The sequence below is a fragment of the Citrobacter sp. Cb031 genome, assembly GCF_030336725.1.
GTDB classification, from domain to species: domain Bacteria; phylum Pseudomonadota; class Gammaproteobacteria; order Enterobacterales; family Enterobacteriaceae; genus Citrobacter; species Citrobacter braakii.
The window spans coordinates 251920-278725 of the sequence record NZ_JAOWDA010000022.1; the positions used below are offsets into that span (position 1 = coordinate 251920).

Annotated in this window: 25 protein-coding genes; 12 read left to right on the top strand and 13 right to left on the bottom strand. The window is 53.8% G+C overall.

Features of this window, described 5'->3' with window-relative positions; genetic code table 11:
* Window positions 1-90: 90 nt before the first annotated feature.
* The 6 genes from yiaY to OGV93_RS08625 all read right to left on the bottom strand — a co-directional run bounded on the left by yiaY (window position 91) and on the right by OGV93_RS08625 (window position 6942).
* Complete coding sequence (gene yiaY / locus OGV93_RS08600; RefSeq protein WP_287109513.1) at window positions 91-1242, bottom strand: L-threonine dehydrogenase; 1152 nt, start codon at window positions 1240-1242, stop codon at window positions 91-93.
* Between the two features lie 188 nt (window positions 1243-1430).
* Entirely contained in the window at window positions 1431-3275 is a 1845-nt protein-coding gene (gene selB / locus OGV93_RS08605) for a selenocysteine-specific translation elongation factor (RefSeq protein ID WP_287109514.1), read from the bottom strand.
* Window positions 3272-4663 carry an L-seryl-tRNA(Sec) selenium transferase gene (selA, locus tag OGV93_RS08610; protein ID WP_016154951.1) on the bottom strand — a complete coding sequence of 464 codons (1392 nt, stop codon included), beginning with the start codon at window positions 4661-4663 and terminating at the stop codon, window positions 3272-3274. The genes selB and selA overlap by 4 nt, the downstream gene beginning before the upstream one ends.
* A 98-nt stretch (window positions 4664-4761) precedes the next feature.
* Window positions 4762-5370 carry a glutathione S-transferase gene (locus OGV93_RS08615; RefSeq protein ID WP_047501319.1) on the bottom strand — a complete coding sequence of 203 codons (609 nt, stop codon included), beginning with the start codon at window positions 5368-5370 and terminating at the stop codon, window positions 4762-4764.
* A gap of 70 nt (window positions 5371-5440) precedes the next feature.
* Window positions 5441-6577: an HlyD family secretion protein gene (locus OGV93_RS08620; RefSeq protein ID WP_137380158.1), complete on the bottom strand. Its 1137-nt coding sequence runs from the start codon at window positions 6575-6577 to the stop codon at window positions 5441-5443.
* Window positions 6578-6579: 2 nt separating this feature from the next.
* Complete coding sequence (locus OGV93_RS08625) at window positions 6580-6942, bottom strand: DUF3302 domain-containing protein (protein WP_016154955.1); 363 nt, start codon at window positions 6940-6942, stop codon at window positions 6580-6582.
* Between the two features lie 533 nt (window positions 6943-7475).
* On the opposite strand from OGV93_RS08625, the gene mtlA reads away from it, so the two are divergent.
* From mtlA to mtlR, 3 genes are all read left to right on the top strand, one after another.
* Complete coding sequence (gene mtlA / locus OGV93_RS08630) at window positions 7476-9392, top strand: PTS mannitol transporter subunit IICBA (RefSeq protein WP_016154956.1); 1917 nt, start codon at window positions 7476-7478, stop codon at window positions 9390-9392.
* A gap of 220 nt (window positions 9393-9612) precedes the next feature.
* A complete protein-coding gene (gene mtlD, locus OGV93_RS08635) occupies window positions 9613-10761 on the top strand; it encodes a mannitol-1-phosphate 5-dehydrogenase (protein ID WP_016154957.1) in 1149 nt (382 codons plus the stop codon).
* Window positions 10758-11348 carry a mannitol operon repressor MtlR gene (gene mtlR, locus OGV93_RS08640; RefSeq protein ID WP_005120486.1) on the top strand — a complete coding sequence of 197 codons (591 nt, stop codon included), beginning with the start codon at window positions 10758-10760 and terminating at the stop codon, window positions 11346-11348. The genes mtlD and mtlR overlap by 4 nt, the downstream gene beginning before the upstream one ends.
* 12 nt (window positions 11349-11360) lie before the next feature.
* Here the strand turns inward: mtlR and OGV93_RS08645 are convergent, their stop codons facing one another.
* The gene (locus OGV93_RS08645) at window positions 11361-11567 is read right to left on the bottom strand and encodes a hypothetical protein (RefSeq protein WP_016154958.1); all 207 of its coding nucleotides are present in this window, start codon (window positions 11565-11567) and stop codon (window positions 11361-11363) included.
* A gap of 292 nt (window positions 11568-11859) precedes the next feature.
* On the opposite strand from OGV93_RS08645, the gene OGV93_RS08650 reads away from it, so the two are divergent.
* The 6 genes from OGV93_RS08650 (at window position 11860) to trmL (ending at window position 18156) form a co-directional block, all read left to right on the top strand.
* Window positions 11860-12222 carry a YibL family ribosome-associated protein gene (locus OGV93_RS08650; protein ID WP_016154959.1) on the top strand — a complete coding sequence of 121 codons (363 nt, stop codon included), beginning with the start codon at window positions 11860-11862 and terminating at the stop codon, window positions 12220-12222.
* A gap of 262 nt (window positions 12223-12484) precedes the next feature.
* Entirely contained in the window at window positions 12485-14140 is a 1656-nt protein-coding gene (lldP, locus tag OGV93_RS08655; RefSeq protein ID WP_016154960.1) for an L-lactate permease, read from the top strand.
* A complete protein-coding gene (lldR, locus tag OGV93_RS08660; protein ID WP_003024170.1) occupies window positions 14137-14913 on the top strand; it encodes a transcriptional regulator LldR in 777 nt (258 codons plus the stop codon). Before lldP ends, lldR begins: the two co-directional genes overlap by 4 nt.
* On the top strand, window positions 14910-16100 hold the full coding sequence (gene lldD / locus OGV93_RS08665; protein ID WP_016154962.1) for an FMN-dependent L-lactate dehydrogenase LldD: 1191 nt from the start codon (window positions 14910-14912) through the stop codon (window positions 16098-16100). Before lldR ends, lldD begins: the two co-directional genes overlap by 4 nt.
* A gap of 195 nt (window positions 16101-16295) precedes the next feature.
* Window positions 16296-17636 carry an MFS transporter gene (locus OGV93_RS08670; protein WP_016154963.1) on the top strand — a complete coding sequence of 447 codons (1341 nt, stop codon included), beginning with the start codon at window positions 16296-16298 and terminating at the stop codon, window positions 17634-17636.
* 46 nt (window positions 17637-17682) lie between these two features.
* Window positions 17683-18156: a tRNA (uridine(34)/cytosine(34)/5-carboxymethylaminomethyluridine(34)-2'-O)-methyltransferase TrmL gene (gene trmL / locus OGV93_RS08675; protein ID WP_049042808.1), complete on the top strand. Its 474-nt coding sequence runs from the start codon at window positions 17683-17685 to the stop codon at window positions 18154-18156.
* Window positions 18157-18337: 181 nt separating this feature from the next.
* Here trmL and cysE read toward each other — a convergent pair whose 3' ends face one another.
* From cysE to OGV93_RS08700, 5 genes are all read right to left on the bottom strand, one after another.
* The gene (gene cysE, locus OGV93_RS08680; RefSeq protein WP_016154965.1) at window positions 18338-19159 is read right to left on the bottom strand and encodes a serine O-acetyltransferase; all 822 of its coding nucleotides are present in this window, start codon (window positions 19157-19159) and stop codon (window positions 18338-18340) included.
* A 77-nt stretch (window positions 19160-19236) separates the two neighbouring features.
* The gene (gene gpsA, locus OGV93_RS08685) at window positions 19237-20256 is read right to left on the bottom strand and encodes an NAD(P)H-dependent glycerol-3-phosphate dehydrogenase (RefSeq protein ID WP_016154966.1); all 1020 of its coding nucleotides are present in this window, start codon (window positions 20254-20256) and stop codon (window positions 19237-19239) included.
* Window positions 20256-20723 (bottom strand): protein-export chaperone SecB, encoded by a 468-nt coding sequence (gene secB, locus OGV93_RS08690; RefSeq protein WP_003024155.1) that lies wholly within the window; start codon window positions 20721-20723, stop codon window positions 20256-20258. Before secB ends, gpsA begins: the two co-directional genes overlap by 1 nt.
* A gap of 46 nt (window positions 20724-20769) precedes the next feature.
* Window positions 20770-21021 carry a glutaredoxin 3 gene (gene grxC / locus OGV93_RS08695; RefSeq protein ID WP_200083991.1) on the bottom strand — a complete coding sequence of 84 codons (252 nt, stop codon included), beginning with the start codon at window positions 21019-21021 and terminating at the stop codon, window positions 20770-20772.
* Between the two features lie 51 nt (window positions 21022-21072).
* The gene (locus OGV93_RS08700; protein ID WP_005120473.1) at window positions 21073-21504 is read right to left on the bottom strand and encodes a rhodanese-like domain-containing protein; all 432 of its coding nucleotides are present in this window, start codon (window positions 21502-21504) and stop codon (window positions 21073-21075) included.
* A gap of 247 nt (window positions 21505-21751) precedes the next feature.
* On the opposite strand from OGV93_RS08700, the gene gpmM reads away from it, so the two are divergent.
* The 3 genes from gpmM to OGV93_RS08715 are packed head-to-tail and all read left to right on the top strand — an operon-like array spanning window position 21752 to window position 25564.
* A complete protein-coding gene (gene gpmM, locus OGV93_RS08705; RefSeq protein ID WP_200083992.1) occupies window positions 21752-23296 on the top strand; it encodes a 2,3-bisphosphoglycerate-independent phosphoglycerate mutase in 1545 nt (514 codons plus the stop codon).
* A 33-nt stretch (window positions 23297-23329) separates the two neighbouring features.
* Window positions 23330-24589, top strand: coding sequence for a murein hydrolase activator EnvC (gene envC, locus OGV93_RS08710; protein WP_231390992.1), 1260 nt, complete (start codon window positions 23330-23332; stop codon window positions 24587-24589).
* A gap of 3 nt (window positions 24590-24592) precedes the next feature.
* Entirely contained in the window at window positions 24593-25564 is a 972-nt protein-coding gene (locus tag OGV93_RS08715) for a divergent polysaccharide deacetylase family protein (protein ID WP_103284429.1), read from the top strand.
* On the opposite strand, the gene OGV93_RS08720 is transcribed toward OGV93_RS08715, so the two are convergent.
* Window positions 25551-26585 carry a glycosyltransferase gene (locus OGV93_RS08720; RefSeq protein WP_049042810.1) on the bottom strand — a complete coding sequence of 345 codons (1035 nt, stop codon included), beginning with the start codon at window positions 26583-26585 and terminating at the stop codon, window positions 25551-25553. The two genes, OGV93_RS08715 and OGV93_RS08720, sit on opposite strands and share 14 nt — an antisense overlap.
* Between the last annotated feature and the right edge of the window lie 221 nt (window positions 26586-26806).

The following is a 26806-nucleotide window of genomic DNA, read 5'->3' on the forward strand; positions in this document are numbered from 1 at the left end:
CCGTCTCCTTGCTGTGGGGGTACTACAAGGGTAGACGGGGCTGGCGAATTATTCGCCAGCCATTTACTGCTTTACGACAGGTATCACGAATTACATAGCAGCGCGATAAATCGCCATGATTTCTTCATGAGTCGCCTGAATCGGGTTAGTGAAACCGCAGGCATCTTTCAGAGCATTGGTCGCCAGTACGGCAATATCCTCTTCCTTCACGTTCAACTCACGCAGACCGGCCGGGATATTCACTTTCTGCGCCAGATCGCGGATCGCCGCGATGCAGGCTTCCGCCCCTTGCTCTGCGCTCAAGCCAGCAACGTCCACGCCCATTGCCGCAGCGCAATCACGCAGGCGAGCGGCAGCCACTTTGCTATTGAAGACCTGCACATGCGGCAGCAGCACTGCGTTACATACACCGTGCGGCAGATCGTAGAAGCCACCCAACTGGTGCGCCATTGCGTGCACATAACCAAGAGAAGCGTTGTTAAAAGCCATGCCCGCGAGGAACTGCGCGTAAGCCATGGCTTCGCGCGCCTGAGCATTGCTGCCATCTGCAACGGCGACCGGCAGGTTTTCCGCAATCATGGTGACCGCTTTCAACGCGCACGCATCGGTAATCGGCGTTGCAGCAATAGACACGTAGGCTTCAATGGCGTGGGTCAGCGCATCCATACCGGTTGCCGCTGTCAGGGACTTCGGCATGCCGACCATCAGCGAGGAGTCATTAACGGACAGCAGCGGCGTAACATGCTTATCCACAATCGCCATTTTAATGTGACGTACTTCATCGGTAATGATGCAGAAACGGGTCATCTCAGATGCCGTGCCCGCGGTGGTGTTAATGGCGATCATCGGCAGCTGTGGTTTTGCAGAACGGTCCACACCTTCGTAATCGCGAATATCGCCGCCGTTAGCCGCCACCAGCGCAATGCCCTTCGCACAATCGTGCGGAGAACCGCCGCCGAGGGAAATAACGCTATCACATTCATTTTCTTTCAGTATATGCAGGCCAGCAGCGACGTTACTGGTCGTGGGATTAGGATGCGTACCGTCGAAAATTACGCTGAAAATATCACGTTCCTGTAATGCTTTTTGAATCTCGCCAGCCATACCTAATTTTGTCAGCATGGCATCCGTGACAATCAGCGTACGACGAAAACCATATTCCGCCATTGTATTCATTGCTTCTTTTAATGAATCAGCGCCGATTACATTCACGGAAGGAATAAAAAATGTTGAAGCAGCCATTGTACGATCCTTAATTACTCTAAAGAGTCAGGAAGCATACGAGTGAAATATCCAACAAAATATGATCGTGGTTGTTATTTTAATAACACCCACAATTAAAAAGCACATTAGGTTCATAATCTAATGTGCTTATTTCAATCAATATCTATTTTGTATTAATTCATTTAATTCCTGAATTAATTGTTTCATTACTTTTCGGGAAACAGCAAAGCATCGCGTAATAAATGATCATTTCCCCGGCGACGCGTAAAACCAATGCGGTCAAAATATTCCAGAATCTGGATAGCCAATTTGCGTCCAACGTTAAGCCTGTCGCGGAAATCGGCAGCACAAGTCGATCCTTTCTCCTGATCCAGTTCGCGGATCATATTGGCAAAGGCCACAATCCGATCGTTACGGTAATAGCGATCTTTGACGATCGCGGTGATGATGCCTTGCTGCGCTGCTTGTCGTAACGCCACACGCATCATCTGCTCATCTGTGCCCGTCTGTTTTGCCAAATCACGCACCCACCACGGCTCATCGCCAAAAAGCGGTTCTGCTTTTTGCCAGATAGCCTGCTGCTCTTCGCTGAAACCGGCCTTATGATCCGGCAAATGCAGCCAGCCATGATGGCTATGGATGGCGCCGCTCTCACGCATCTTTTCAATCAGCAGCAGGACCAGCGCTTCGTCTTCCATCGGCAAAGCCATACGCCGCAGGCGTTCTCGCCCAGGTCCTGGTTCATCACGGTGCTGTTCGTGGTACGTCGCCAGCGTTTCAAGGACTTTCCGCTGCCAGCGCGCTGCAACGGCAGCATTCAACAGACTGTATCCCGCCTGAATAAAGCCATGCAGCTCAATCAACGGACGCATACCGTTGCCGTTGAGCTGACGCGCCCAGGCGAAGTCAGGAATATTCACCGCCCCGCGCGTCAGATGCAGCGCCAGAGCTTCGCCGTCGCTCTGCACCTTCTCCAGTGCTGCCAGCCACTGCAAATATTCCGGCTTACGCTTCCCGCGACGCGGCGGATTGAGCGTTACCACGCGCGCGCCAGCCAGCGTCGTGCGGGCCGAAATATCGCGTAGCACCAGACGGTCGTTATCGGCGAGCCAGAGCGGTGTATCAAACACCAGTTCCGCCAGCGTCCCTTCAAGCAGCGAGATTCTCCCAGTGACATGGCTGGCCGCGTGGTGAATATGCAGCGGTTGCCACTGCATCAGCGGCGCGGCATGCTCTAAAGAGACAATCACGCGGGTAAACGCCTCTGGCGGTGCATCGGACAGCAGCCAGTCGCCGCGGTTAAGCTCTTCTTTTTGTGCATCACCGGCAATATTCAGCGCAATACGTTGCCCCGCCTGCGCGCGATCGGTGGCCTGATTTTGCGCATGCAAGCTACGTACGCGCATCGGTTTGTTGACGCCCGTGAGCCACAGCGTGTCACCAACAGTCACCTCACCGCTAAGCGCCGTCCCGGTCACCACCAGACCCGCGCCTTTGACCGTAAAGGCACGGTCAATCGCCAGGCGAAAGCTGCGATCGCGGGCATGCTCGCGCGACGTTAATTGCTGTAAATGATCGCGCAGTTCTTCGATTCCACGACCTTCACTGGCAGCCGTCACGAACAGAACCGCATCGGCGAATCCATAGTTCTCAAGCGCAGTATGCACCTCAGTACGTACCGCGTTGATGCGATCGTCATCCACGCGATCGGCTTTCGTGAGCGCCACGGTGATTTGCGGATTGCCCGTCAGTTGCAGAATTTGCAAATGCTCACGCGTTTGCGCCATCACGCCGTCATCACACGCCACCACCAGCAGCGCATGGTCGATCCCGCCGACACCCGCCAGCATGTTGGACAAAAACTTTTCGTGTCCGGGAACATCGATAAATCCCAGAATCCTTCCGTCCGGCTGCGGCCAGTAGGCATAACCGAGATCGATGGTCATGCCGCGCTTTTTTTCTTCCGGCAAACGGTCGGCATTCACGCCGGTAATCGCCTGTAATAACGTTGTTTTTCCGTGGTCAACGTGTCCGGCGGTTGCAATAATCATTTCAGCATCATCTCCATAAACCGGGTCTCGTCCTCAAGGCAGCGCAGATCCAGCCATAAGCGACCATCATAAATTCGCCCAATGATCGGCACGGGCAGCGCACGCCAACGGGCGGCCAGTGCTTCGAGGCGGCTACCGCGCCCGTCATGTGGCGTAAAGGTTAATGCCGCGCTGGGCAGCCTATCAACAGGTAGCGAACCGCTGCCTATCTGCGATAAACAAGGCATAACGTTCAGGGCGAATTCGTCGCCGTAATGATCAGCAAGCCGTGCCTGTAATTGTTGTGCCTGCGCGTGGACAGCCTCCTGCGAGCGGGTGAGCTGGCGTAACGTCGGCAACTTCGCTGCCAGCGCTTCCGGGTGCAGGTAGAGCCGCAGCGTCGCTTCCAGCGCAGCCAGCGTCATTTTATCAGCCCGTAATGCACGTTTCAGCGGATGGCTCTGTAAGCGCGCGATCATCTCTTTTTTACCGACAATAATCCCTGCCTGCGGCCCTCCCAGTAATTTATCGCCAGAGAAGCTCACCAGGCTAACGCCAGCTGCAATCAGCTGTTGCGGCATCGGCTCCTGCGGTAATCCATACTGGCTGAGATCGACCAGCGAGCCGCTGCCGAGATCCGCCACTACCGGAACATCCAGCTCCTTGCCAATAGTGGCCAGCTCTGCCTCATCCACCGACTTCGTAAAGCCTTCGATGCTGTAATTACTGGTATGCACTTTCATCAGCAGACCGGTGTTTTCATTTACCGCCTGACGATAATCTTTCGTGTGGGTCCGGTTGGTGGTACCCACTTCGCGCAGAATACATCCGGCCTGACACATCACGTCCGGAATACGAAATGCGCCGCCAATTTCTACCAGTTCTCCGCGTGAAACGACCACCTCTTTGCCGTTAGCTGTGGCCGCCAGCATCAGCAAAACCGCTGCCGCATTGTTATTGACGATACAGGCGTCTTCCGCCCCCGTCAGACGGCAGAGTAAATCCGCCAGGGCCCGATCCCGATGCCCACGCCCGGCATCATCCAGGCTGTATTCCAGCGTCACCGGCGTGCGCATCGCCTGCACCACCGCCTCGATCGCTTCTTCGGCCTGCGATGCGCGCCCAAGATTGGTATGCAGCACCGTTCCGGTCAGGTTAATTACCGGACGCAGCGCACTTTGCGATTCTCGTTCCAGTCGGGCGCAGGCCTCTTGCGCCCAGTCCTCACACCATGCCGGGAGCGCATGCGTGTCGCGAATAGCTTCTCTGGCTTCGTCGAGCATGTGACGCAGCAGGTCAACCACCCGGGTATGACCGTGAGACTCACGTAAAGCTGGGAAGGCGCTATCGCGCAATAAACGATCGATCGCAGGAAGCTGGCTGTAGAGTGAACGCATGTCGGTTGTCATGAAAGGGCCTGGCTGTTGGTGGCCCTCTCCACCGTGGAGAGGGATATCGATATAGGAAGGATTGTACCGTGACTTTGCTCAGGCGAGTATAATGTGTATCAAGCCTTTGGCGGTTCCGTACGGGCAAAACTTTCGCGTTGAAAGAGCGTTTCCACCAGTTTGACCAGACGCGGGCGATCAACACACCAGCCGGGCGCAACCCGACGGAAATTGAGATAACCGACGGCACAGGCAATCGCAATGGTTGCCAGGTTAACCGTATCCGTTTTCAGCGTACCCTCCGCCAGATAACCTTCCAGCATATCCAGACTACGGGTAATCTTTTCTCGCTGGCGTAACAGTTCGGTTTCTGACTGCTGCGCGGCGGGGCGAGCCTGTTCGCGTACCGAGACTAAACCGGCATCCATAATGCCATCGGCCAGCGCTTCCAACTGGCGTACCTTCAGCGCCGCCAGTGGTTCACGCGGCAGCATCGCTGGCGCAATATCCAGCAGTTCTATGTATTCCGCGATGATCGGAGAGTCAAACCAGTACTCGCCCTCATCGGTAACCAACGCGGGCACTTTTCCTAACGGGTTATAGCGTGCCACGCCGTTATCTGCGTTATAGGGGAGTTCATTCACAAATTCGAAGGTGATGCCCTTTTCCAGTAACAGAATAGAAATTTTACGCACAAAAGGGCTGGTATAGCTGCCAATGAGTTTCATGCCGGGTCCTTTTTGCCAACAAAAATATCAGTATGGCTCAGGTCAGTGCAAATGGCAGGTGATGACGGTCTCAATGATCCAAATAAAGGTAATGCATCCAACTGGTCATGCGCAGCAGCACTTTTCGCATCACTGAAACGTGAGCGAAATGGTCGGAATAGACCGCCACCTGGGCATAGATACCGTCCGGCAGCGCATCCACATCGGCATTGGGAGCCAGCTCAATCGTGGCCAGCACGCCATCGGTACCCGGCACCACCGTTAAGGACTGTAATGCTCCCTGCGCCTGATAAGAACCGCCCGGAACAACCGGCAGAATGCTGGTAAGCTTGCCGGAGAATACCTGGCCTGGCAGCGCGTTGAAGACCACTTCCGCTTCATCACCCGGTTTAAGGCGCAGCAACGAATTCTGGCGGAATTGCGCCACGATTTGCCGTTTTTGTTCCGGAATAAATACCATCACCGGGCGCAGAGGCAGCGCGGCGGCATAGGTCCCGGGCCGGATAAGCACCTGTGTTACATAACCGTTGCTGGGCGCACGTACGATAGTCTGTTCAAGATTGTATTTGGCTTCAGCGAGCTGGGCGCGCAGAGACGCAACCTGAGATTGCTCTCCATTGACCATACTGTCTAACTGGCTCTGAATCTGCGTCTGTTCAGCAACGGAGCCTTTGACCAGCGCATCCTGCGCCAGGTAGTTTTGCCGGGCATTGTCGATGTCGCTTTCAGAGAATGGATTAACCTTCGCCTGACTACCCTTCAAATAGCGTTGATAATCTTTATACAGGCGATCTCGTTCAGCGGAAACGCGGGTGGTATTGGCTACGGCTTCAGACAGCTGCGCTTTCATATTGTCGATGTTGTGCGTAGCGGTCACCAGGTCGGCCTGCAGCCTGTCGACCCGCGCCTGATAACGAACGGGATCGATTTTAAATAACACCTCGCCTTTTTTAATCAGCTGATTATTTTTATCTGTCACTTCACTAACAATTCCGGTGACCTGTGGGGTAACAGGAATTGAAATAACCGCCTTTTGCGCCGTAAAGGTATACGGGTGGTTATAGTTCATTAATAAAATCAGTCCCGCCACAATAAACACCCCACCTAATGCGGCGGTAGCAAGCGTCCATTGATTTACCGGAATACGGAATATTTTAAAAATGGCCCAGGCGAATGCCACATAGGTCAGGACAATCAACAAGTCCATGATCAAATCTCCGGAAAGGTGGAGTTATCGTTTTTTTTCTCCCCATCCAGTCTATTTTCCAACTGGGTGATGCGCGCGGCCAGCGCGGCAATTTCAGGGTCAGGTTCCTTCCCGGACGGCGTGATGTGTGACTGCATTCCCCAGCCTCGTTCTGGCTGATAGAGCGTGGCCCAGATCCACAGGAAGGGCCAAATAACATGCAGCGTAAATAAGCTCACCCAACCCGCCGTATGGATGGCATCGGCATGGGGATGGTTGCGCTTCTTAGCCATGTTATAGGGAATATCATGGATGGCGATGATTCCGTAAAACAGAACCAGAAAAACGAAGATCAGCACACCTAACGCGAAATAGTTTAGAAACATACCCGCCTCGTATTCACGCTAATCAGAGCTTTCAATTGCAGGCAGCCGAAAGGAGTCATGGCTGGTAATTTGAACATAATTGCAGTTAGCCATTTCCGCCATACCACCAGGTTATAAATTTTCAGGTTGATGGCTTGCGGGGTAGTTGCAAGAAATAGGTGATGAAACAGAATCCGCGCCAGATCACACCAGGAGAAATCCAGACAAATATTTATTGCGAAGTAGATCACAAATACCCAACAAACAGCCAAAGCAAAAACGTGAACAACTTCACACTTAACACCCATTTTTAGCCAATTCTTGACCTATGATGTTTTTTTGTACCGATATTTTGTGATGAAAATCACATTAACTAACGCCATACACCCTATATTTACGTGACAAACGTCACATAAAAAGCCGTCGACTGGACAGTTGAACGATTCAGTGCCAGATTTCGCAGTATCTACAGGGTCCGGCTACCTCCTGCCGCTACATTAACAAACCTCGGGCTTTTAGCCTGCGCGACAGCAAACATAAGAAGGGGTGTTTTTATGTCATCCGATATTAAGATCAAAGTGCAAAGCTTTGGTCGATTCCTCAGTAACATGGTGATGCCAAATATCGGCGCGTTTATCGCGTGGGGTATTATCACCGCATTATTCATTCCGACAGGGTGGTTGCCGAACGAAACGCTGGCGAAGCTTGTCGGCCCAATGATCACCTATCTGCTGCCGCTGCTGATCGGTTATACCGGTGGTAAGCTGGTTGGCGGCGAGCGTGGCGGCGTGGTGGGTGCTATCACCACCATGGGCGTTATCGTCGGTGCCGATATGCCAATGTTCCTCGGCGCGATGATCGCAGGTCCGCTGGGCGGCTGGGCTATCAAACATTTCGACAACTGGGTAGACGGTAAGATCAAGTCCGGTTTTGAGATGCTGGTGAATAACTTCTCCGCAGGCATCATCGGGATGATCCTCGCCATTCTGGCATTCCTTGGCATTGGCCCATTGGTTGAAGCACTGTCCAAAATCCTGGCGGCAGGCGTTAACTTCATGGTTGTCCATGACATGCTGCCGCTGGCGTCTATCTTCGTTGAACCGGCGAAAATCCTGTTCCTCAACAACGCCATCAACCACGGTATTTTCTCACCGCTGGGTATTCAGCAGTCCCACGAGATGGGCAAATCCATCTTCTTCCTGATTGAAGCTAACCCGGGTCCGGGTATGGGCGTTCTGCTGGCATACATGTTCTTCGGTCGCGGCAGCGCTAAGCAGTCTGCAGGCGGCGCGGCTATCATCCACTTCCTGGGTGGTATCCACGAAATTTACTTCCCGTACGTGCTGATGAACCCGCGTCTGATCCTGGCCGTTATCCTCGGCGGTATGACTGGTGTATTTACCCTGACTATCCTGAACGGCGGCCTGGTTTCTCCGGCTTCTCCGGGTTCTATCCTGGCCGTACTGGCAATGACGCCGAAGGGTGCTTACTTCGCGAACATCGCTGCTATCTGTGCCGCAATGGCTGTCTCCTTTGTCGTCTCAGCCATTCTGCTGAAAACCAGCAAAGTGAAAGAAGATGATGACATTGATGCCGCTACTCGTCGTATGCACGACATGAAAGCGGAATCCAAAGGTGCATCTCCGCTGGCGGCTGGCGACGTGACTAACGACCTGAGCCATGTGCGTAAAATCATCGTTGCCTGCGATGCGGGTATGGGCTCCAGCGCCATGGGGGCGGGCGTACTGCGCAAGAAAGTGCAGGATGCCGGTCTGTCTCAGATTTCCGTCACCAACAGCGCGATTAACAATCTGCCGCCGGATGTCGATCTGGTCATTACTCACCGTGACCTGACCGAACGTGCGATGCGCCAGGTGCCTCAGGCACAGCACATTTCGCTGACCAACTTCCTCGACAGCGGCCTGTACGCCAGCCTGACCGAACGTCTGGTTGCAGCACAGCGCCACAACGTGAACGAAGAGAAAGTCCGCGATCACCTGAAAGACAGCTTTGAAGAGGGTGATACCCACCTGTTCAAACTGGGTGCGGAGAATATCTTCCTCGGCCGTAAAGCCACTAACAAAGAAGAAGCGATTCGCTTTGCCGGTGAGCAACTGGTGAAAGGCGGCTACGTTGAGCCAGAATACGTCGAGGCGATGCTGGACCGCGAAAAACTGACCCCGACTTACCTCGGTGAGTCCATCGCAGTGCCGCACGGTACGGTTGAAGCCAAAGACCGCGTGCTGAAAACCGGCGTGGTGTTCTGCCAGTACCCAGAAGGCGTGCGCTTCGGTGAAGAAGAAGACGACATTGCCCGCCTGGTCATTGGTATCGCCGCACGTAACAATGAACATATCCAGGTGATCACCAGCCTGACCAACGCTCTGGATGACGAATCCGTGATCGAACGTCTGGCCCATACCACCAGCGTGGATGAAGTTCTGGAACTGCTGGCCGGTAAAAAAGCTTAACCATTAAGTATCTCCAAAATAGTTCGAGCTGCAGAAAGGCGGCAACGCAGCGAATCCCCAGGAGCGTACATAAGTACGTGACTGGGGTGAGCGAGGAGAGCCAACGCATCTGCAGTTCGAAATATGAAGGCGATATCCTCTCCCTTGTGGAGAGGGTTAGGTTGAGGGAAACGCCTCACCCCAGCCCTCTTGGGTAAAAACATTAATGAAGGTTAATACTATGAAAGCATTACATTTTGGCGCAGGTAATATCGGTCGTGGCTTTATCGGCAAACTGCTGGCGGACGCGGGGATACAACTGACGTTCGCGGATGTAAACCAGGTCGTGCTCGATGCCCTGAATGCCCGTCATAGCTATCAGGTTCATGTGGTGGGTGAAAACGAGCAGGTTGATACCGTTTCCGGCGTCAACGCCGTGAGCAGCATCGGCGATGATGTTGTCGACCTGATTGCCCACGTAGATTTAGTCACTACCGCCGTCGGTCCGGTCGTGCTTGAGCGTATCGCTCCGGCCATCGCCAAAGGGCTGGTTAAACGCAAGGCGCAGGGCATCGCCACTCCGCTGAATATTATCGCCTGTGAAAACATGGTGCGCGGAACCACCCAGTTGAAAGGCCACGTTATGAACGCGCTGGCAGATGAAGACAAATCCTGGGTTGAAGAACATGTTGGCTTCGTCGATTCCGCCGTGGACCGCATTGTTCCCCCTTCGGCTTCTGCGACCAACGATCCGCTGGAAGTCACCGTCGAAACCTTCAGTGAGTGGATTGTCGACAAAACACAGTTCAAAGGCGAACTGCCTGACATCCCGGGAATGGAATTAACTGATAACCTGATGGCATTTGTCGAACGTAAACTCTTCACGCTGAACACCGGGCATGCTATAACCGCGTACCTCGGAAAATTGACCGGTCATCAGACCATCCGTGACGCGATTCTCGACGAGAAAATCCGTGCAGTGGTAAAAGGTGCGATGGAAGAGAGCGGCGCGGTACTGATCAAACGCTATGGCTTTGATGCAGCAAAACATGCGGCATACATTCAGAAAATCCTCGGTCGCTTTGAAAACCCGTATCTGAAAGATGACGTTGAGCGCGTGGGTCGTCAGCCGCTGCGTAAACTGAGCGCGGGCGATCGTCTGATTAAACCGCTGCTGGGCACGCTGGAGTATGGCCTGCCGCACGCGAATCTGGTCACCGGTATTGCTGCAGCGATGCACTATCGCAGTGAAGAAGATCCGCAGGCCCAGGAACTGGCCGCGCTGATTGACGAAAAAGGTCCACAGGCCGCGCTGGCGCAGGTTTCCGGTCTGGATGCCAACAGTGATGTGGTGGCGGAGGCGGTTAACGCATATAACGCAACCAAATGATAGAGAATGTGGCGCAGGTCAGCCTGCGCCCAAATGACAGATTGTCAGATATGCAGGCAATAATGGAACAAACGCAGGCCTTTGAAAATCGTGTGCTTGAGCGTCTGAATGCTGGCAAAACCGTACGCAGCTTCCTCATCACCGCCGTAGAACTGCTCACCGAAGCGGTGAATATCCTTGTGCTTCAGGTATTTCGCAAAGACGACTATGCGGTAAAATATGCCGTAGAACCCCTGCTCGACGGCGACGGTCCGCTGGGCGATCTTTCCGTTCGTCTGAAGCTAATTTACGGTCTGGGCGTACTCAGCCGGCCGGAGTATGAAGATGCGGAGCTTCTGATGGCGCTGCGGGAAGAGTTAAACCATGACGGTAATGAATACGCGTTCACCGACGACGAAATTCTTGGCCCGTTTGGCGAACTCCACTGCGTGACGGCACTCCCGCCGCCACCGCAGTTTGATACCTCAGACTCAGGTTTGCACGCAATGCAGATTCAGCGCTACCAGCAGATGGTACGCTCCACGATGGTACTTTCCCTGACCGAGCTGATTTCTAAAATCAGCTTAAAAAAAGCCTTTCAAAAATAAGACCCTGCAGGCTTACTTCTCTTCCTGCTGCGGTCGATACAGCTGCCGATAATACGCCAGACGTTGCAGATACAGCTGCGCATTCTCCTGCGGTATTTCAGTAGGGACAACGTTGCGCGGTGGTGTTTTATTCAGATATTCGCGAAAAGCCTGGCTTGAAGCCATAAAATCGACCGTCTTATCAATAAGGGCCGAAACGTTCTCACCTATTTTCGCCATAATCTTCCCTCCTCCATGTATTAACCGCGCTCAGCCTGCGCGGTTGCTCATTTAAGTTTAGGATCGGTTGGGCGATTATATTGAGGAAAACGTGCTTCACTATGAACCCGTCAATAAAAAGCACCACGGCCGACCTTATCACTTAAAATTCCTTATTAATCAAAATAGTAGTATTTTCATTAGCTGAATAATACTTGCAACATTTGATTATTTATCTTCGATTAGTTGTGAATAATCCCGCTCTGCGCGCATACTATAGGATATTCATCCTATTTTTATCAGAAGCTATCCTATGAAAGAAGTCGAAAAAAACGAAATTAAACGCCTGAGCGATCGTCTGGACGCTATCCGCCACCAGCAGGCAGACCTGTCCCTGGTTGAAGCCGCCGACAAATATGCCGAGCTGGAGCAAGAGAAAGAAACGCTGGAAACCGAGATTGCGCGTCTGCGTGACGTCCACGGCCAGAAGCTGAGCAAAGAAGCGCAAAAGCTGGCGAAACTTCCTTTCCGTCGTGCTATCACCAAAAAAGAACAGGCCGACATGGGCAAGCTGAAGAAGAGCGTGCGCGGCCTGATCGTCGTTCACCCGATGACCGAGCTTGGCCGTGAAATGGGCCTGAAAGAGATGACGGGCTTCGCGAAGAGCGAGTTCTGATCTCCCACCGGGCAACATTCGCTTGCCCGGTCCTTCCCTTCTCCTCGCAATTGGCCCTACCAATTTCAGCCAGATCCTACCAGCACCTCACATTTCATTAAAATGTGCGTACAATACCGTTGCCAATAAATAACATTTGATTAACCATTCATTGTCATTACCCCTACACAACAATATTGGCAGGGCCACTTTTACACATAATGTGACCAGGAGATGAGCACAGACTCATTCCATTATGTCGGCGGCCCCCAGGAGACCTGCAATGAATCTCTGGCAACAGAACTACGACCCGGCCGGTAACATCTGGCTTTCCAGTCTGATCGCATCGCTCCCTATCCTGTTCTTTTTCTTCGCCCTGATTAAGCTCAAGCTGAAAGGCTATGTTGCGGCGTCATGGACGGTGGTGATCGCTCTGACGGTCGCCCTGCTGTTTTACAAAATGCCAGTCGATCACGCTCTGGCTTCCGTGGTGTACGGCTTCTTCTATGGTCTGTGGCCAATTGCCTGGATCATTATCGCCGCGGTATTCGTCTATAAAATCTCGGTGAAAACCGGGCAGTTCGACATCATCCGCTCCTCAATACTCTCGATTACCCCGGACCAACGTCTGCAAATGCTGATTGTCGGTTTCTCCTTTGGGGCATTCCTCGAAGGGGCGGCAGGATTTGGCGCTCCGGTAGCGATTACCGCCGCACTGCTGGTTGGTCTGGGCTTTAATCCTCTGTACGCGGCAGGTTTGTGTCTGATCGTAAACACCGCTCCGGTCGCTTTTGGCGCAATGGGCATTCCGATTCTGGTTGCCGGTCAGGTTACCGGGCTGGATAGTTTCGAGATTGGTCAGATGGTGGGCCGTCAGTTACCGTTCCTGACCATTATCGTGTTGTTCTGGATTATGGCGATTATGGATGGCTGGCGCGGCGTAAAAGAGACCTGGCCTGCGGTGATGGTCGCTGGCGGCTCGTTTGCTATCGCGCAGTACCTCAGCTCTAACTTTATCGGGCCGGAACTGCCGGACATTATCTCGTCTCTGGTTTCGCTGGTCTGCCTGACGCTGTTCCTGAAACGCTGGCAGCCAGTACGCATCTTCCGCTTTGGCGATATGGGCGCTTCACAGGTCGATCAGACGCTGGCTCGCACCCACTATACCGCTGGACAGGTGGTCCGCGCCTGGTCTCCGTTCCTGTTCCTGACCGCCACCGTCACGCTGTGGAGCGTACCGCCGTTTAAAGCGCTGTTTGCACCAGGCGGCGCGATGTACCACTGGGTGGTCAATATTCCGGTTCCGTACCTCGATAAGCTGGTTGCCCGTATGCCGCCGGTCGTACACGAAGCCACAGCCTACGCGGCGGTGTATAAATTTGACTGGTTCTCCGCAACCGGTACCGCGATTTTGTTTGCCGCCCTGCTGTCTATCGTCTGGTTGAAGATGAAGCCGTCCGCAGCGCTGCAGACTTTTGGCAGCACGCTGAAAGATCTGGCATTACCTATTTACTCCATCGGAATGGTGCTGGCATTCGCGTTTATCTCAAACTACTCCGGGCTTTCATCAACCCTGGCGTTGGCCCTGGCACACACCGGCAGCGCGTTTACCTTCTTCTCACCGTTCCTCGGCTGGCTGGGGGTATTTCTGACCGGGTCCGACACCTCATCAAACGCACTGTTTGCCGCCCTGCAGGCTACGGCTGCTCAGCAAATCGGCGTTTCGGATGTGCTGATGGTTGCGGCAAATACCACCGGCGGCGTGACCGGCAAGATGATCTCGCCGCAATCTATCGCTATCGCCTGTGCGGCAGTGGGACTAGTGGGGAAAGAGTCTGACCTGTTCCGCTTTACCGTGAAACACAGCCTGATTTTCACCTGCATGGTGGGTGTGATTACCACGCTGCAGGCCTATGTCTTAACCTGGATGATTCCATGATAGTGATGCCCAGACGCCTGTCAGACGAAGTCGCATCTCGTGTGCGGGCGCTGATTGAAGAACAACAGCTGGAGGCGGGCATGAAGTTGCCCGCTGAGCGCCAACTGGCCGTACAGCTCGGCGTATCGCGTAACTCGCTGCGCGAGGCGTTAGCAAAGCTGGTCAGTGAAGGCGTACTGATTAGCCGTCGTGGCGGCGGGACGTTTATCCGCTGGCAGCATGAGGCCTGGTCTGAACAAAACATCGTTCAGCCGCTGAAAACCCTCTTGGCGGACGATCCTGATTACAGTTTCGATATTCTGGAGGCCCGCCACGCCATCGAAGCCAGTACCGCCTGGCACGCAGCCATGCGGGCCACCGCCGCGGATAAAGAGAAAATCAGGCTCTGTTTCGAGGCCACGCAAAGCGAAGATCCGGATCTCGCCTCGCAGGCTGACGTTCGTTTTCATCTCGCCATTGCGGAAGCCTCGCACAACGTGGTGCTGTTGCAGACCATGCGCGGTTTCTTCGACGTCCTGCAGTCTTCGGTAAAACAGAGCCGCCAACGTATGTACCTGGTACCGCCCGTATTTTCTCAACTGACGGCGCAGCATCAGGCCGTGCTGGACGCCATTGTTGCCGGGGATGCCGACGGGGCGCGTAAGGCCATGATGGCGCACCTCAGTTTTGTCCACACCACAATTAAACGATTTGACGAAGATCAGGCCCGGCAGGCGCGTATTACGCGCCTGCCCGGTGATCCTGGTGAGAATAGCAGGGAGAACAACACATGATTATTTCAGCAGCCAGCGACTATCGCGCCGCAGCCCAGCGCATCCTGCCCCCCTTCTTGTTCCACTATATTGACGGCGGGGCGTATGCCGAGCACACCTTGCGCCGTAACGTGGCAGACCTGTCAGAGGTGGCGCTGCGCCAGCGCGTACTGAAGAATATGTCCGACCTGAGCCTGGAAACCAAGCTGTTCAACGAAACACTCTCCATGCCGGTAGCCCTCGCGCCTGTCGGCTTATGCGGCATGTACGCACGCCGGGGCGAGGTTCAGGCCGCCGCCGCCGCTGATGCCAAAGGCATTCCGTTTACGCTTTCCACAGTGTCCGTATGTCCGATTGAAGAAGTCGCCCCGACCATCAAGCGTCCGATGTGGTTCCAGCTGTATGTGCTGCGCGATCGCGGTTTTATGCGTAACGCACTGGAGCGCGCCAAAGCGGCGGGTTGCTCCACGCTGGTCTTTACCGTCGATATGCCAACGCCTGGCGCACGCTACCGTGATGCCCATTCCGGTATGAGCGGTCCAAATGCGGCACTGCGGCGCTACTGGCAAGCAGTCACTCATCCACAGTGGGCATGGGACGTTGGTCTGAACGGTCGCCCGCATGATTTAGGCAATATTTCGACTTATCTTGGCAAACCCACCGGCCTTGAAGATTACATCGGCTGGCTGGCGAATAACTTCGATCCGTCGATTTCCTGGAAAGACCTCGAGTGGATCCGCGAATTCTGGGATGGTCCGATGGTGATCAAAGGGATCCTCGACCCTGAAGATGCCCGCGACGCCGTACGCTTTGGCGCGGATGGTATCGTTGTCTCTAACCACGGTGGCCGTCAGTTAGATGGCGTGCTGTCTTCAGCTCGTGCGCTGCCCGCCATTGCCGATGCGGTGAAAGGCGATATTACCATTCTGGCTGATAGCGGGATCCGCAATGGTCTGGACGTTGTACGCATGATAGCGCTGGGTGCGGATAGCGTGCTGCTGGGGCGTGCTTATCTGTACGCGCTGGCGACCCACGGCCAGGCCGGTGTGGCGAATCTGCTGAACCTGATCGAGAAAGAGATGAAGGTGGCGATGACCCTGACCGGTGCGAAGTCGATTAGCGAAATTAGCCGTGATTCGCTGGTACAGGAACTGGGTAAGAGCCTGCCTGCCGCGCTGGCACCTCTGGTCCAGGGTAGCGCAGCGTAACAACATCCCCGTAAACCCCATTTTCTGAATGGTCGGTCTGTTTTCAGCCCGACCATTTTTTATCCAAAAATAACGACTAGTTAACATTTACAACCAATATATTTGACAACTTTTTATCCACCTGCCAAATGTATAGACAAGCTAATACAACAGCATTTTATACATATAACAACCATCATAACGGGCGAGGGTGACATGGCTTATTCCGGAAAAGTGAATATCCAGCAGGCGATAGATGACAGTGCTTTTTCGCGCTTCCACTGGGTCATTATTGTCCTGGGTTTTCTGGTTTTAGCCATTGACGGCTTCGATACGGCGGCGATGGGCTATATTGCCCCCACGCTTTCAGCCGACTGGGGCATCAAGAAACAAGATCTTGGACCGGTGTTAAGCGCCGCGCTATTGGGCCTCTCATTTGGCGCCCTGCTGGCCGGACCGATTTCAGATCGTATGGGTCGTAAGCGCGTCCTGGTCTTTTCCTGTCTGTTCTTTGGCCTCGCCAGTCTGGGAACCGCCTATGCCCAGACGCTGAATATGCTCACGTTTTGGCGCTTTCTCACCGGGCTTGGGCTTGGCGCGGCAATGCCCAATGCCATCACCCTGGTGTCCGAATTCGCCCCGAAACGCTGTCGTTCAATGGCGATTAACACCATGTACTGTGGCTTTCCGTTAGGGGCTGCGGGCGGCGGCGTGATCTCCTCCTGGCTGATCCCCAACTACGGCTGGCACAGTGTTCTGCTTGCTGGTGCGATCGCCCCGCTGGTCCTCACCGTACTGTTGGTGCTGTTCCTGCCGGAGTCGGTTAAGTATCTGGTTCACCGCGGTAAAGGGGTTGCACAGATTAAACGCATTGCTCAACGTTTTATGTCGGGAAGTCTGGAACAGGTTACCCAGTTTTATCTGGATGAAGACCGTATCACGGTCAAAAAAAGCAGCGTGGCACAGTTATTTAGTATGCCCTGGCTGCCGGGTACGCTGATGCTCTGGATGACCTACTTTATGGGGCTGGTTATCTATTACGTGCTGCTGAGCTGGATGCCAACGCTGATGCTGGGAATGGGCTATCCGCTGGCCGAATCCGCCTGGCTGACATCGCTGTTTACCTTTGGCGGTACGGCGGGGATCCTGCTGGCCGGTTGGTTAATGGACCGCTGGGAAGCCCATAAAGTGGTCTCACTCGGCTTCATTCTGACGATGCTGTTTGCCCTCGCTCTCGGGTTTGAACATAACCACATCATCTTGTTCGGCGCACTGATCTTCCTGATGGGGATTACCATGAACGGCGCGCAGTCCGGGCTGCAGACGCTGGCCGCCACGTTTTATCCAACCCACTGCCGTGCGACGGGCATTGCCTGGATGCAGGGCGTGGGCCGCTTCGGCGGCGTAGCCGGAACGATGATGAGCGCCCAGTTGCTTTCCCTGCAATGGCAGGCAGACAGTATCTTAATGTTCCTCAGCCTTCCGGCCCTGGTCGCTGCTGCCGCGACAATTTACAAGCTGCAACGCTATAAACCGCAGACGCTGACCGTCGCATAGTACCCGCTCTTTCTGCTATTCTGCCCCCCGTTATCAAGGGGGCAGTATGCTTAACATCGTTTTATTCGAACCAGAAATCCCGCCAAATACCGGCAATATTATCCGTCTTTGCGCCAACACCGGCTTTCGTCTGCATATTATAGAGCCAATGGGCTTTACCTGGGACGACAAGCGCCTGCGTCGCGCGGGGCTGGATTACCATGAATTTACCGCCGTGCTGCGCCACTCTGATTACGCCGCCTTCGTCGCCGCAGAACATCCGCAGCGCCTGTTTGCTCTGACCACCAAAGGTACGCCAGCGCATAGCGCGGTATGCTATCAGGACGGGGATTATCTGATGTTTGGTCCGGAAACACGCGGTCTGCCAGCCAGCATCCTTGACGCGCTGCCGGCCGAACAAAAAATTCGTATTCCGATGATGCCAGACAGTCGCAGCATGAACCTGTCAAATGCGGTGTCGGTGGTGGTGTATGAGGCCTGGCGCCAGCTAGGGTATCCGGGCGCGGTACTGCGTAGCTGATGATTGTTGGATGGCGTCTAGGGCCTGATCCGACCTACATTAATTTGATGAAATTCATTTCGAGCGTTATCGGCGCAGACAGATTGAACACGGACTGCGCACAGTCACCGGAGCGTACACGCAATACGTGAGGATGACGAGCACAGCTCAGGTTCAATCTGCCAGGTAAGATAGCTCGAAATCAGATACCATCTCCATACTCAAAAGTATGATGTATCCCGTTGAAATGCTGATCCATATCCATGGACGGCTTATCGCTGTCAGGCTTGCCGACGATGCGTGCCGGAACGCCTGCTGCAGTGGTATGCGGGGGTACCGGCTGTAAAACGACGGAACCTGCGCCAATCTTCGCGCCGCGCCCGACTTCAATGTTGCCGAGAATTTTTGCTCCCGCGCCAATCATCACGCCTTCACGAATTTTCGGATGACGGTCACCGCCGGCTTTACCGGTCCCGCCCAGCGTGACGGATTGCAAAATAGAGACGTCGTTTTCAATCACGGCAGTTTCACCGACCACAATACCAGTGGCGTGATCGAGCATAATCCCACGGCCAATTTTTGCCGCCGGGTGAATGTCTACCTGGAAGCTAACGGACACCTGATTTTGCAGGAAGATCGCCAGCGCCTGACGCCCCTGATGCCACAGCCAGTGACCGATACGGTAGGCCTGAAGCGCATGAAAGCCCTTCAGATACAGAAGTGGGGTGGAATATTTATCGACAGCCGGATCACGCGTGCGTACCGCCTGAATATCACAGGCCGCTGAGGCAATCATTTCAGGATCGGCCGCGTAGGCCTCTTCCACGACTTCGCGAATGGCAATGGCGGGCATGATCGGAGAAGCGAGTTTATTCGCCAGCATATAGCTCAGCGCACTGCCGAGGTTTTCATGCTTGAGCAACGTTGCGTGATAAAAACTGGCCAGCATTGGCTCACATTCCGCCAGTGCCCGGGCTTCCGCTTTAATGTTTTTCCAGACGATATCCAGTTCTTCACACGGCATTGCGTACTCCAGAAGGTAGCAAAACGACCGACCCGTTCTTCGCGGGTCGGGTCGTTATATTCAACAGTTCCTTACAGCTAGTGGCGACTCAGCTCGTCCCTGCGTGCACGGCCTAATAACGTCAATGCTGCCTCGCGCGCGTTTTTTCCGCAATACAATACTTGATAAATTTCCTCGGTTATTGGCATCTCAACACCAAAACGGTGCGCCAATTCCCGAACTTCTTTCGTATTGCGGTAGCCTTCAACCACCTGACCAATCTTGTCCTGCGCCCCCTGCACGTCCATCCCCTGGCCGAGCATCATGCCAAAACGACGGTTACGCGACTGGTTGTCGGTACAGGTCAGCACCAGATCGCCTAAACCCGCCATCCCCATAAAGGTGGCAGGATCGGCACCCAACGCCGCGCCAAGGCGAGACATTTCGGTCAGTCCACGGGTGATCAATGCGGTTCGCGCATTCGCGCCGAAACCGATGCCGTCAGACATCCCCGCGCCAATCGCAATGACGTTTTTCACCGCGCCGCCAAGCTGCACGCCAATGAAATCCGGATTGCTGTAAACGCGGAAGCTCTTGCCACAGTGCAGCAACTGCTGGAGATCGTCAGCAAAGGTGTCGTCCGTCGAGGCCAGAGAAATCGCCGTCGGCATGCCCGCCGCCAGCTCTTTGGCGAACGTCGGACCGGAGATAACCGCCAGTGGAATAGAATTCCCCAGCGCTTCACGCGCGACGTCCTGCAGCAGGCGTCCTGTTTCCGCTTCCAGACCCTTTGTCGCCCAGACCAGACGCGCGTCAGGACGCATCAGCGGTTTGATGTTGCGCAGCACTTCGCCAAAGACGTGGCTCGGCACCACCACCAGAATATTACGACTGGCGGCCAGCGCAGTGGCTAAATCACTTTCCAGGCGCAGCGTTTCGGGAAAAGGCACATCAGGGAGGAACGCGACGTTGCAGCGATCGTGCTCGAGGGTCGCGATATGTTTCGGATCATGGCCCCACAGGACAACCTGATGGCCATTTCTTGCCAGGGTGATGGCAAGAGCGGTGCCGTACGAGCCGGCACCAATCACAGTCATTGAAGCATTACTTTGGTTCATCAGGCATCCTGATGTTCTTCAGTACCTTCGCCAGCCTGCTGCTGTAAATAGTTCATGAACAGCGCATCAAAGTTGACCGGCGCAAGGTTCAGTTGCGGGAATGTACCGCGGGAAACCAGGCTGGTGATGCATTCGCGGGCATACGGGAACAGAATGTTCGGGCAGTATGCACCAAGGCAATGCGCCATCTGAGTCCCTTCAATACCACTGATGGAGAAAATACCGCCCTGCTGAACTTCACACAGGAACGCAGTTTCTTCACCCAGAGAAGCCGTTACGGTGACACGCAGCACTACTTCATACACATCATCTGCCAGTTGGGTAGATGCGGTATCAAGATCCAGTTTAACCTCTGGCTGCCAATCTTTCTGGAAAACATGTGGTGCATTTGGCGCTTCGAAAGACACATCCTTGGTATAAATACGTTGGATCTGGAAAGCCATTTCAGTGTTATTTTGTTCTGACATGTTGAGAAAACCCTTTAGTGTTGTCCTTTAAATACTTCGGTACGCCTTAACGCAGCAGTGGATCCAGTCCACCACGTGCATCCAACGCATACAAGTCGTCACAACCACCAATGTGCTGTGCATCAATAAAAATCTGCGGAACCGTTGTACGGCCACTGCGCTTGATCATCTCTTCACGCTTCATGGCATCGCCGTCAATCGGAAGTTCCTGGAAACTCACACCCTTGCTGTTCAACAGCGCCTTTGCGCGATGGCAAAACGGGCAGGTCGCTTTGGTATAGATCTCAATATTGGCCATGACTTATCTCCAGTGTTCTTTTACCCTGAGGCATGAAAGAAGACGGGTAAATTACTTGCCGCGAACCAGTGGCAGATTCTCGCCACTCCAGCCCGCTACGCCGTCTTTCAGTACAGATACCTGCTCAAAACCGGCTTTAATCAGCGCAGTTGCTGAATCCTGGCACTGCATACCAGAGCCATCAACCACAATAACAGGTTTGTTTTTGTGTTTTTCCAGCTCGCCAAAATTGTTGGCTTTGATTTCGCTCGGCAGCAGGTTCGTGGAGCCCGCGATATGGCCTTTGCGGAAGTCGTCGCGCTGACGTAAATCCACAATCACCGCATCTTCTTTGTTGATAAGACGAGTGGCTTCTCCGCGCGTAATTACCTTCACTTTCGAAGTCAGGCTCTTAAACGTGGTAAATAATACAGCCGCCAGTAACGCAATCCAGGCGATACTCAATACAGGGTGGCGACTAACAAATTGCATAATTTCTTGCATGGGGGGTAACAACTCCCGACTTAGTGATTAAAAAACCAGGAAAGGAGTATACCTGCGCGTTGGCGCAAATACAGCCAGAGCGTGCATTGGATTGCATTTTTGCGGGGCGCTACGGAAAAAAAAACGTAAATCCGCGCCCTCTGCGACACGCTCTGGTCGATTATTTGATCTTCTGGGGCTATTTTATCGATTCAGCTGTAGTAAAATTACGCAATTATTTTTGTCTATTGAGTGTGAGGTTGTCGCAATGTCGGTTTCTAAAAAACCTATGGTACTGGTGATTCTGGATGGCTATGGCTATCGTGAAGACAGCCAGGATAACGCCATCTTTAATGCCAAAACCCCGGTAATGGATGCTCTGTGGGCAAAACGTCCGCATACCCTGATTGATGCCTCTGGCCTGGAAGTCGGCCTGCCCGATCGCCAGATGGGCAACTCCGAAGTGGGTCACGTCAACCTGGGCGCGGGCCGTATCGTGTATCAGGACCTGACCCGTCTGGATGTTGAAATTAAAGAACGGACTTTCTTCGCTAACCCAGTGCTGACCGATGCGGTCGACCAGGCAAAAAATAGCGGCAAAGCGGTTCACATCATGGGCCTGCTCTCTGCTGGCGGCGTTCACAGCCACGAAGATCACATCATGGCGATGGTCGAAATGGCAGCTGAACGCGGTGCTGAGAAAATCTATCTGCACGCTTTCCTTGATGGCCGTGATACCCCGCCGCGCAGCGCTGAACATTCGCTGCAGAAATTCGAAGAGAAATTTGCCGCGCTGGGCAAAGGCCGCGTAGCGTCCATCATCGGTCGTTACTACGCCATGGACCGCGACAACCGTTGGGATCGCGTTGAACAGGCTTATGACCTGATGACGCTGGCAAAAGGCGAGTTCCAGTTCGCTACGGCTGTTGAAGGCCTGCAGGCTGCTTATGCCCGCGACGAAAACGACGAATTCGTGAAAGCGACCGTGATCCGTGCTGAAGGCCAGGCTGAAGCCGCCATGGAAGACGGCGATACGCTGATTTTCATGAACTTCCGTGCTGACCGTGCGCGTGAAATCACCCGTGCGTTTGTTAACGCTGACTTCGACGGCTTCGCCCGTAAGAAAGTCGTTAACCTCAACTTTGTGATGCTGACCGAATACGCAGTCGACATCAAAACGGCTGTTGCTTACCCACCAGCGTCTCTGGCCAACACCCTTGGCGAGTGGATGGCGAAGAATGACAAAACGCAGCTGCGTATTTCCGAAACTGAAAAATATGCCCACGTGACCTTCTTCTTTAACGGCGGCGTAGAAGAGCCGTTCAAAGGCGAAGATCGCATCCTGATCAATTCGCCGAAAGTCGCGACCTACGATCTGCAGCCGGAAATGAGCTCTGCTGAGCTGACCGAGAAGCTGGTTGCTGCGATTCAGAGCGGAAAATACGACACCATCATTTGTAACTACCCGAACGGCGACATGGTTGGTCACACCGGGGTGATGGAAGCTGCGGTTAAAGCGGTTGAAGCGCTGGATCACTGCGTTGAGCAGGTGACTAAAGCGGTTGAATCCGTTGGCGGCCAACTGCTGATCACCGCCGACCACGGTAACGCAGAGCAAATGCGCGATCCGTCCACCGGTCAGGCGCATACAGCACACACCAACCTGCCCGTTCCGCTGATTTATGTCGGTGGTAAAAACGTCAAAGCAGTTGAAGGCGGCAAACTTTCTGATATCGCCCCGACGATGCTGACGCTGATGGGTATGGAAATCCCGCAAGAGATGACTGGTAAGCCGCTGTTCATCGTGGAATAATCCCTCCCCATGAGGGGAAAGGCGATTAATACCATCACTTGGGCCGTGAAACTGCGAAAGCTTTCAGTCAGGCCCTTGTTCTACGCCAGCGCGCTTAGCGCTGGCGTATTGCTGTGCGCCTTTTCCGCCCACGCGGACGAGCGCGATCAGCTCAAATCTATTCAGGCTGATATCGCGGCAAAAGAACGCGCGGTACGCCAACAACAACAACAACGCTCCACTCTCCTCGCTCAACTTAAAGCTCAGGAACAGGCCATCGCCGTTGCCGCCAGGCAACTACGCGAAACGCAAAACTCGCTGGCGCAGCTGAATGCACAAATCACAGAGATGAATGCCGCCCTCGCGAAGCTGGAAAAACAGCGGGCTGCGCAAGAGCGTAGCCTGGCAGCGCAACTTGACGCAGCGTTTCGCCAGGGCGAACACACCGGTATTCAGCTCATTCTGAGCGGGGAAGAGAGCCAGCGCGGGCAACGCCTGCAGGCCTATTTCGGCTATCTGAACCAGGCGCGGCAGGAAACCATCGCGCAGTTGAAACAAACCCGCGAAGAGGTCGACTCGCAAAAAGCCGAGCTGGAAGATAAGCAGAGCGAACAGCAGACGTTGCTGTACGAACAGCGCGCTCAGCAGGCTAAGCTGGAGCAGGCGCGTAATGAACGCAAGAAGACGCTCTCGGGTCTGGAGTCATCGATTCAGCAGGGTCAGCAGCAACTGGGCGAAATGCGCGCCAACGAATCACGCCTGCGCAACAGCATTGCTCGTGCCGAAGCCGCAGCCAAAGCACGCGCGGAACGTGAAGCTCGCGAGGCGCAGGCCGTACGTGACAAACAGAAGGATGCGTCACGGAAAGGCTCAACCTACAAGCCAACCGAAAGCGAAAAATCACTGATGTCCCGTACCGGCGGTTTAGGTTCCCCACGCGGCCAGGCATTCTGGCCCGTTCGTGGTCCAACGCTACATCGTTATGGCGAACAGTTGCAAGGTGAGCTACGTTGGAAGGGGATGGTTATTGGCGCATCCGAAGGCACCGAAGTTAAAGCCATTGCCGATGGCCGCGTCATTCTGGCGGACTGGTTGCAGGGCTACGGTCTGGTGGTCGTCGTTGAGCACGGTAAAGGCGATATGAGCCTTTACGGTTATAACCAGAGCGCGCTGGTCAGCGTCGGTACGCAGGTTCGCGCCGGGCAGCCTATTGCACTTGTGGGTAGCAGCGGCGGACAGGGCAGGCCGGCACTCTATTTCGAAATTCGTCGCCAGGGTCAGGCGGTCAATCCACAGCCGTGGTTGGGAAGATAAGTTTTGCCTCAATTTCGTCGTCTATTATTCTCTCTCGCCAGCGTGCTGGCCTTCGCAACACCTGTTTTTGCTGGCAAACTTGCCATCGTTATTGATGATTTCGGCTATCGTCCACACACCGAAAATCAGGTTCTGGCGATGCCTTCCACCCTCTCCGTTGCCGTTCTGCCTAATGCCCCACACGCGCGTGAAATGGCGATTAAAGCGCATAACAGCGGGCATGAAGTTTTAATCCATCTGCCAATGGCGCCGCTGAGCAAACAGCCGTTAGAGAAAGATACTTTGCGCCCGGAAATGAGCAGCGAAGAGATTGAGCGGATTATTCGCGACGCGGTAAGCAAAGTACCGAATGCGGTCGGGCTGAACAACCATATGGGCAGCGCGATGACCTCCAGCCTGTTCGGTATGCAGAAGGTGATGCAGGCGCTGGAACGCTACGATCTCTACTTCCTGGACAGTATGACCATCGGCAACAGTCAGGCAATGCGCGCAGCATCAGGAACCGGCGTGAAGGTTATCAAACGCAAAGTCTTCCTGGATGACACGCAAAACGAAGCCGATATTCGCCGTCAGTTTAATCGTGCCGTTGAGCTTGCGCGCCGCAACGGTTCAGCAATTGCCATTGGGCATCCTCACCCTTCGACGGTTCGCGTCCTGCAGCAAATGCTTTATAACCTGCCTGCGGACATTACGCTGGTTCGCCCAAGCAGCCTGCTCAATGAACCACAGGTAGACACCTCCAGACCAAACCTTACACCGCCGAAGAATGGTAAACCTGATGTGCCACGTAATCCTTTCCGCGGGGTGAGATTATGCAAACCGAAGCAGCCGTTAGAGCCGGTTTACGCCAGCCGCTTCTTCAGCGTGCTCGGTGAAAGCATCACCCAAAGCACGCTGGTGCAGTACATGCGCCTGCAATGGCAGGGCTGGGGGAATACATCCTCACCCAGCGCTATGAACGCTAACGTAAATTAAGCGTTTTACGGGCAATACGAGAGGGCGAGGATGTTTTATCGCGCCATTTCCAGAGACGGAATGACCATAGCAGCGCCTGGTACAAAACTTTGGCGCTGCGTACGTTAGTAATCATGCGCTTATACATACCAGAGACAAAAATCTCTGCAATCATGCGTTGACGAATATGGACATCCGGCTCTTTGCGTACTGCGTGGCAAACGCGTAATGCTTCATAGGTTATTTGCTGATGAAATTCCGGATAAATAGTAATCCGACCCGCATATTCACGATTCAACTTATCCAATAACCGTGTAATTTTAATATAGTGGCGTTGGTAATTGAGATTTTTTAAGCCTTGTCTTTTAAGGCGGCTAACTGATTGATCGTGTAAGAAGTATTTATACAATGATTGCTCGGTATATCGCACACGTTTGGCGTTAAACATAAACTCCGTCGTCCATACAATATCCTGATGATGCAACCCTGGAATAAACGCTATCTTGTTTTTCTCGATAACATCTCTGCGATAAACCCCCATCCAGACCACATGCGTCCAACGGCGTGAAGCCAATGCCATACGTAACCAGTCGGGGCCGGTCAATACACCCGTAGACCGCAGACGGTCCGTCGGTATTGATTGCCAGGTGTCCCCCGTTTCGAAAATGCACCAATCAGAATTGCACTGTGCCAGATCGAGGTCATCCTGAAGCGCCATGGTCATCAGGGTTTCATACATATTGGGATAAACCAGGTCATCGGCATCGACAAATGCAACATAATCCCCTTTGGCCACTGCCAGACCACGATTACGCGCGACAGATGCCCCGGCGTTAGCCTGATGTAACAACCGGACATGGGAATAGTTATCAGCATAATGTCTTGCAATATCAACAGAGTTATCCGTTGAACCGTCATCCACAATAATGATCTCTATCGCAGCCCATGTCTGTGCGATCAAAGATTCCATGCAATCCCGAAAACTATCACCCGCGTTATACAACGGAATAATAACACTCAACATATTTGTGCGGTTTCTCATCAGATAACCCAAGTTTGTCAGTACACTGATGACTTTTACTACAGTTTCATTAAGGAATTATTAAGGTTAGAACGTTTAATTTTCAGAAGCGGCGCAGCGAAAGCAACCAGTATGGGAAAATGCCATGCGGCGCCTGAGTTCAGCGGCCTGTGATAGCTCAGATCGTCTACATATTGAGGGACACAACCTGTATACTATACCCCTGTAAATTAACGCGCGAT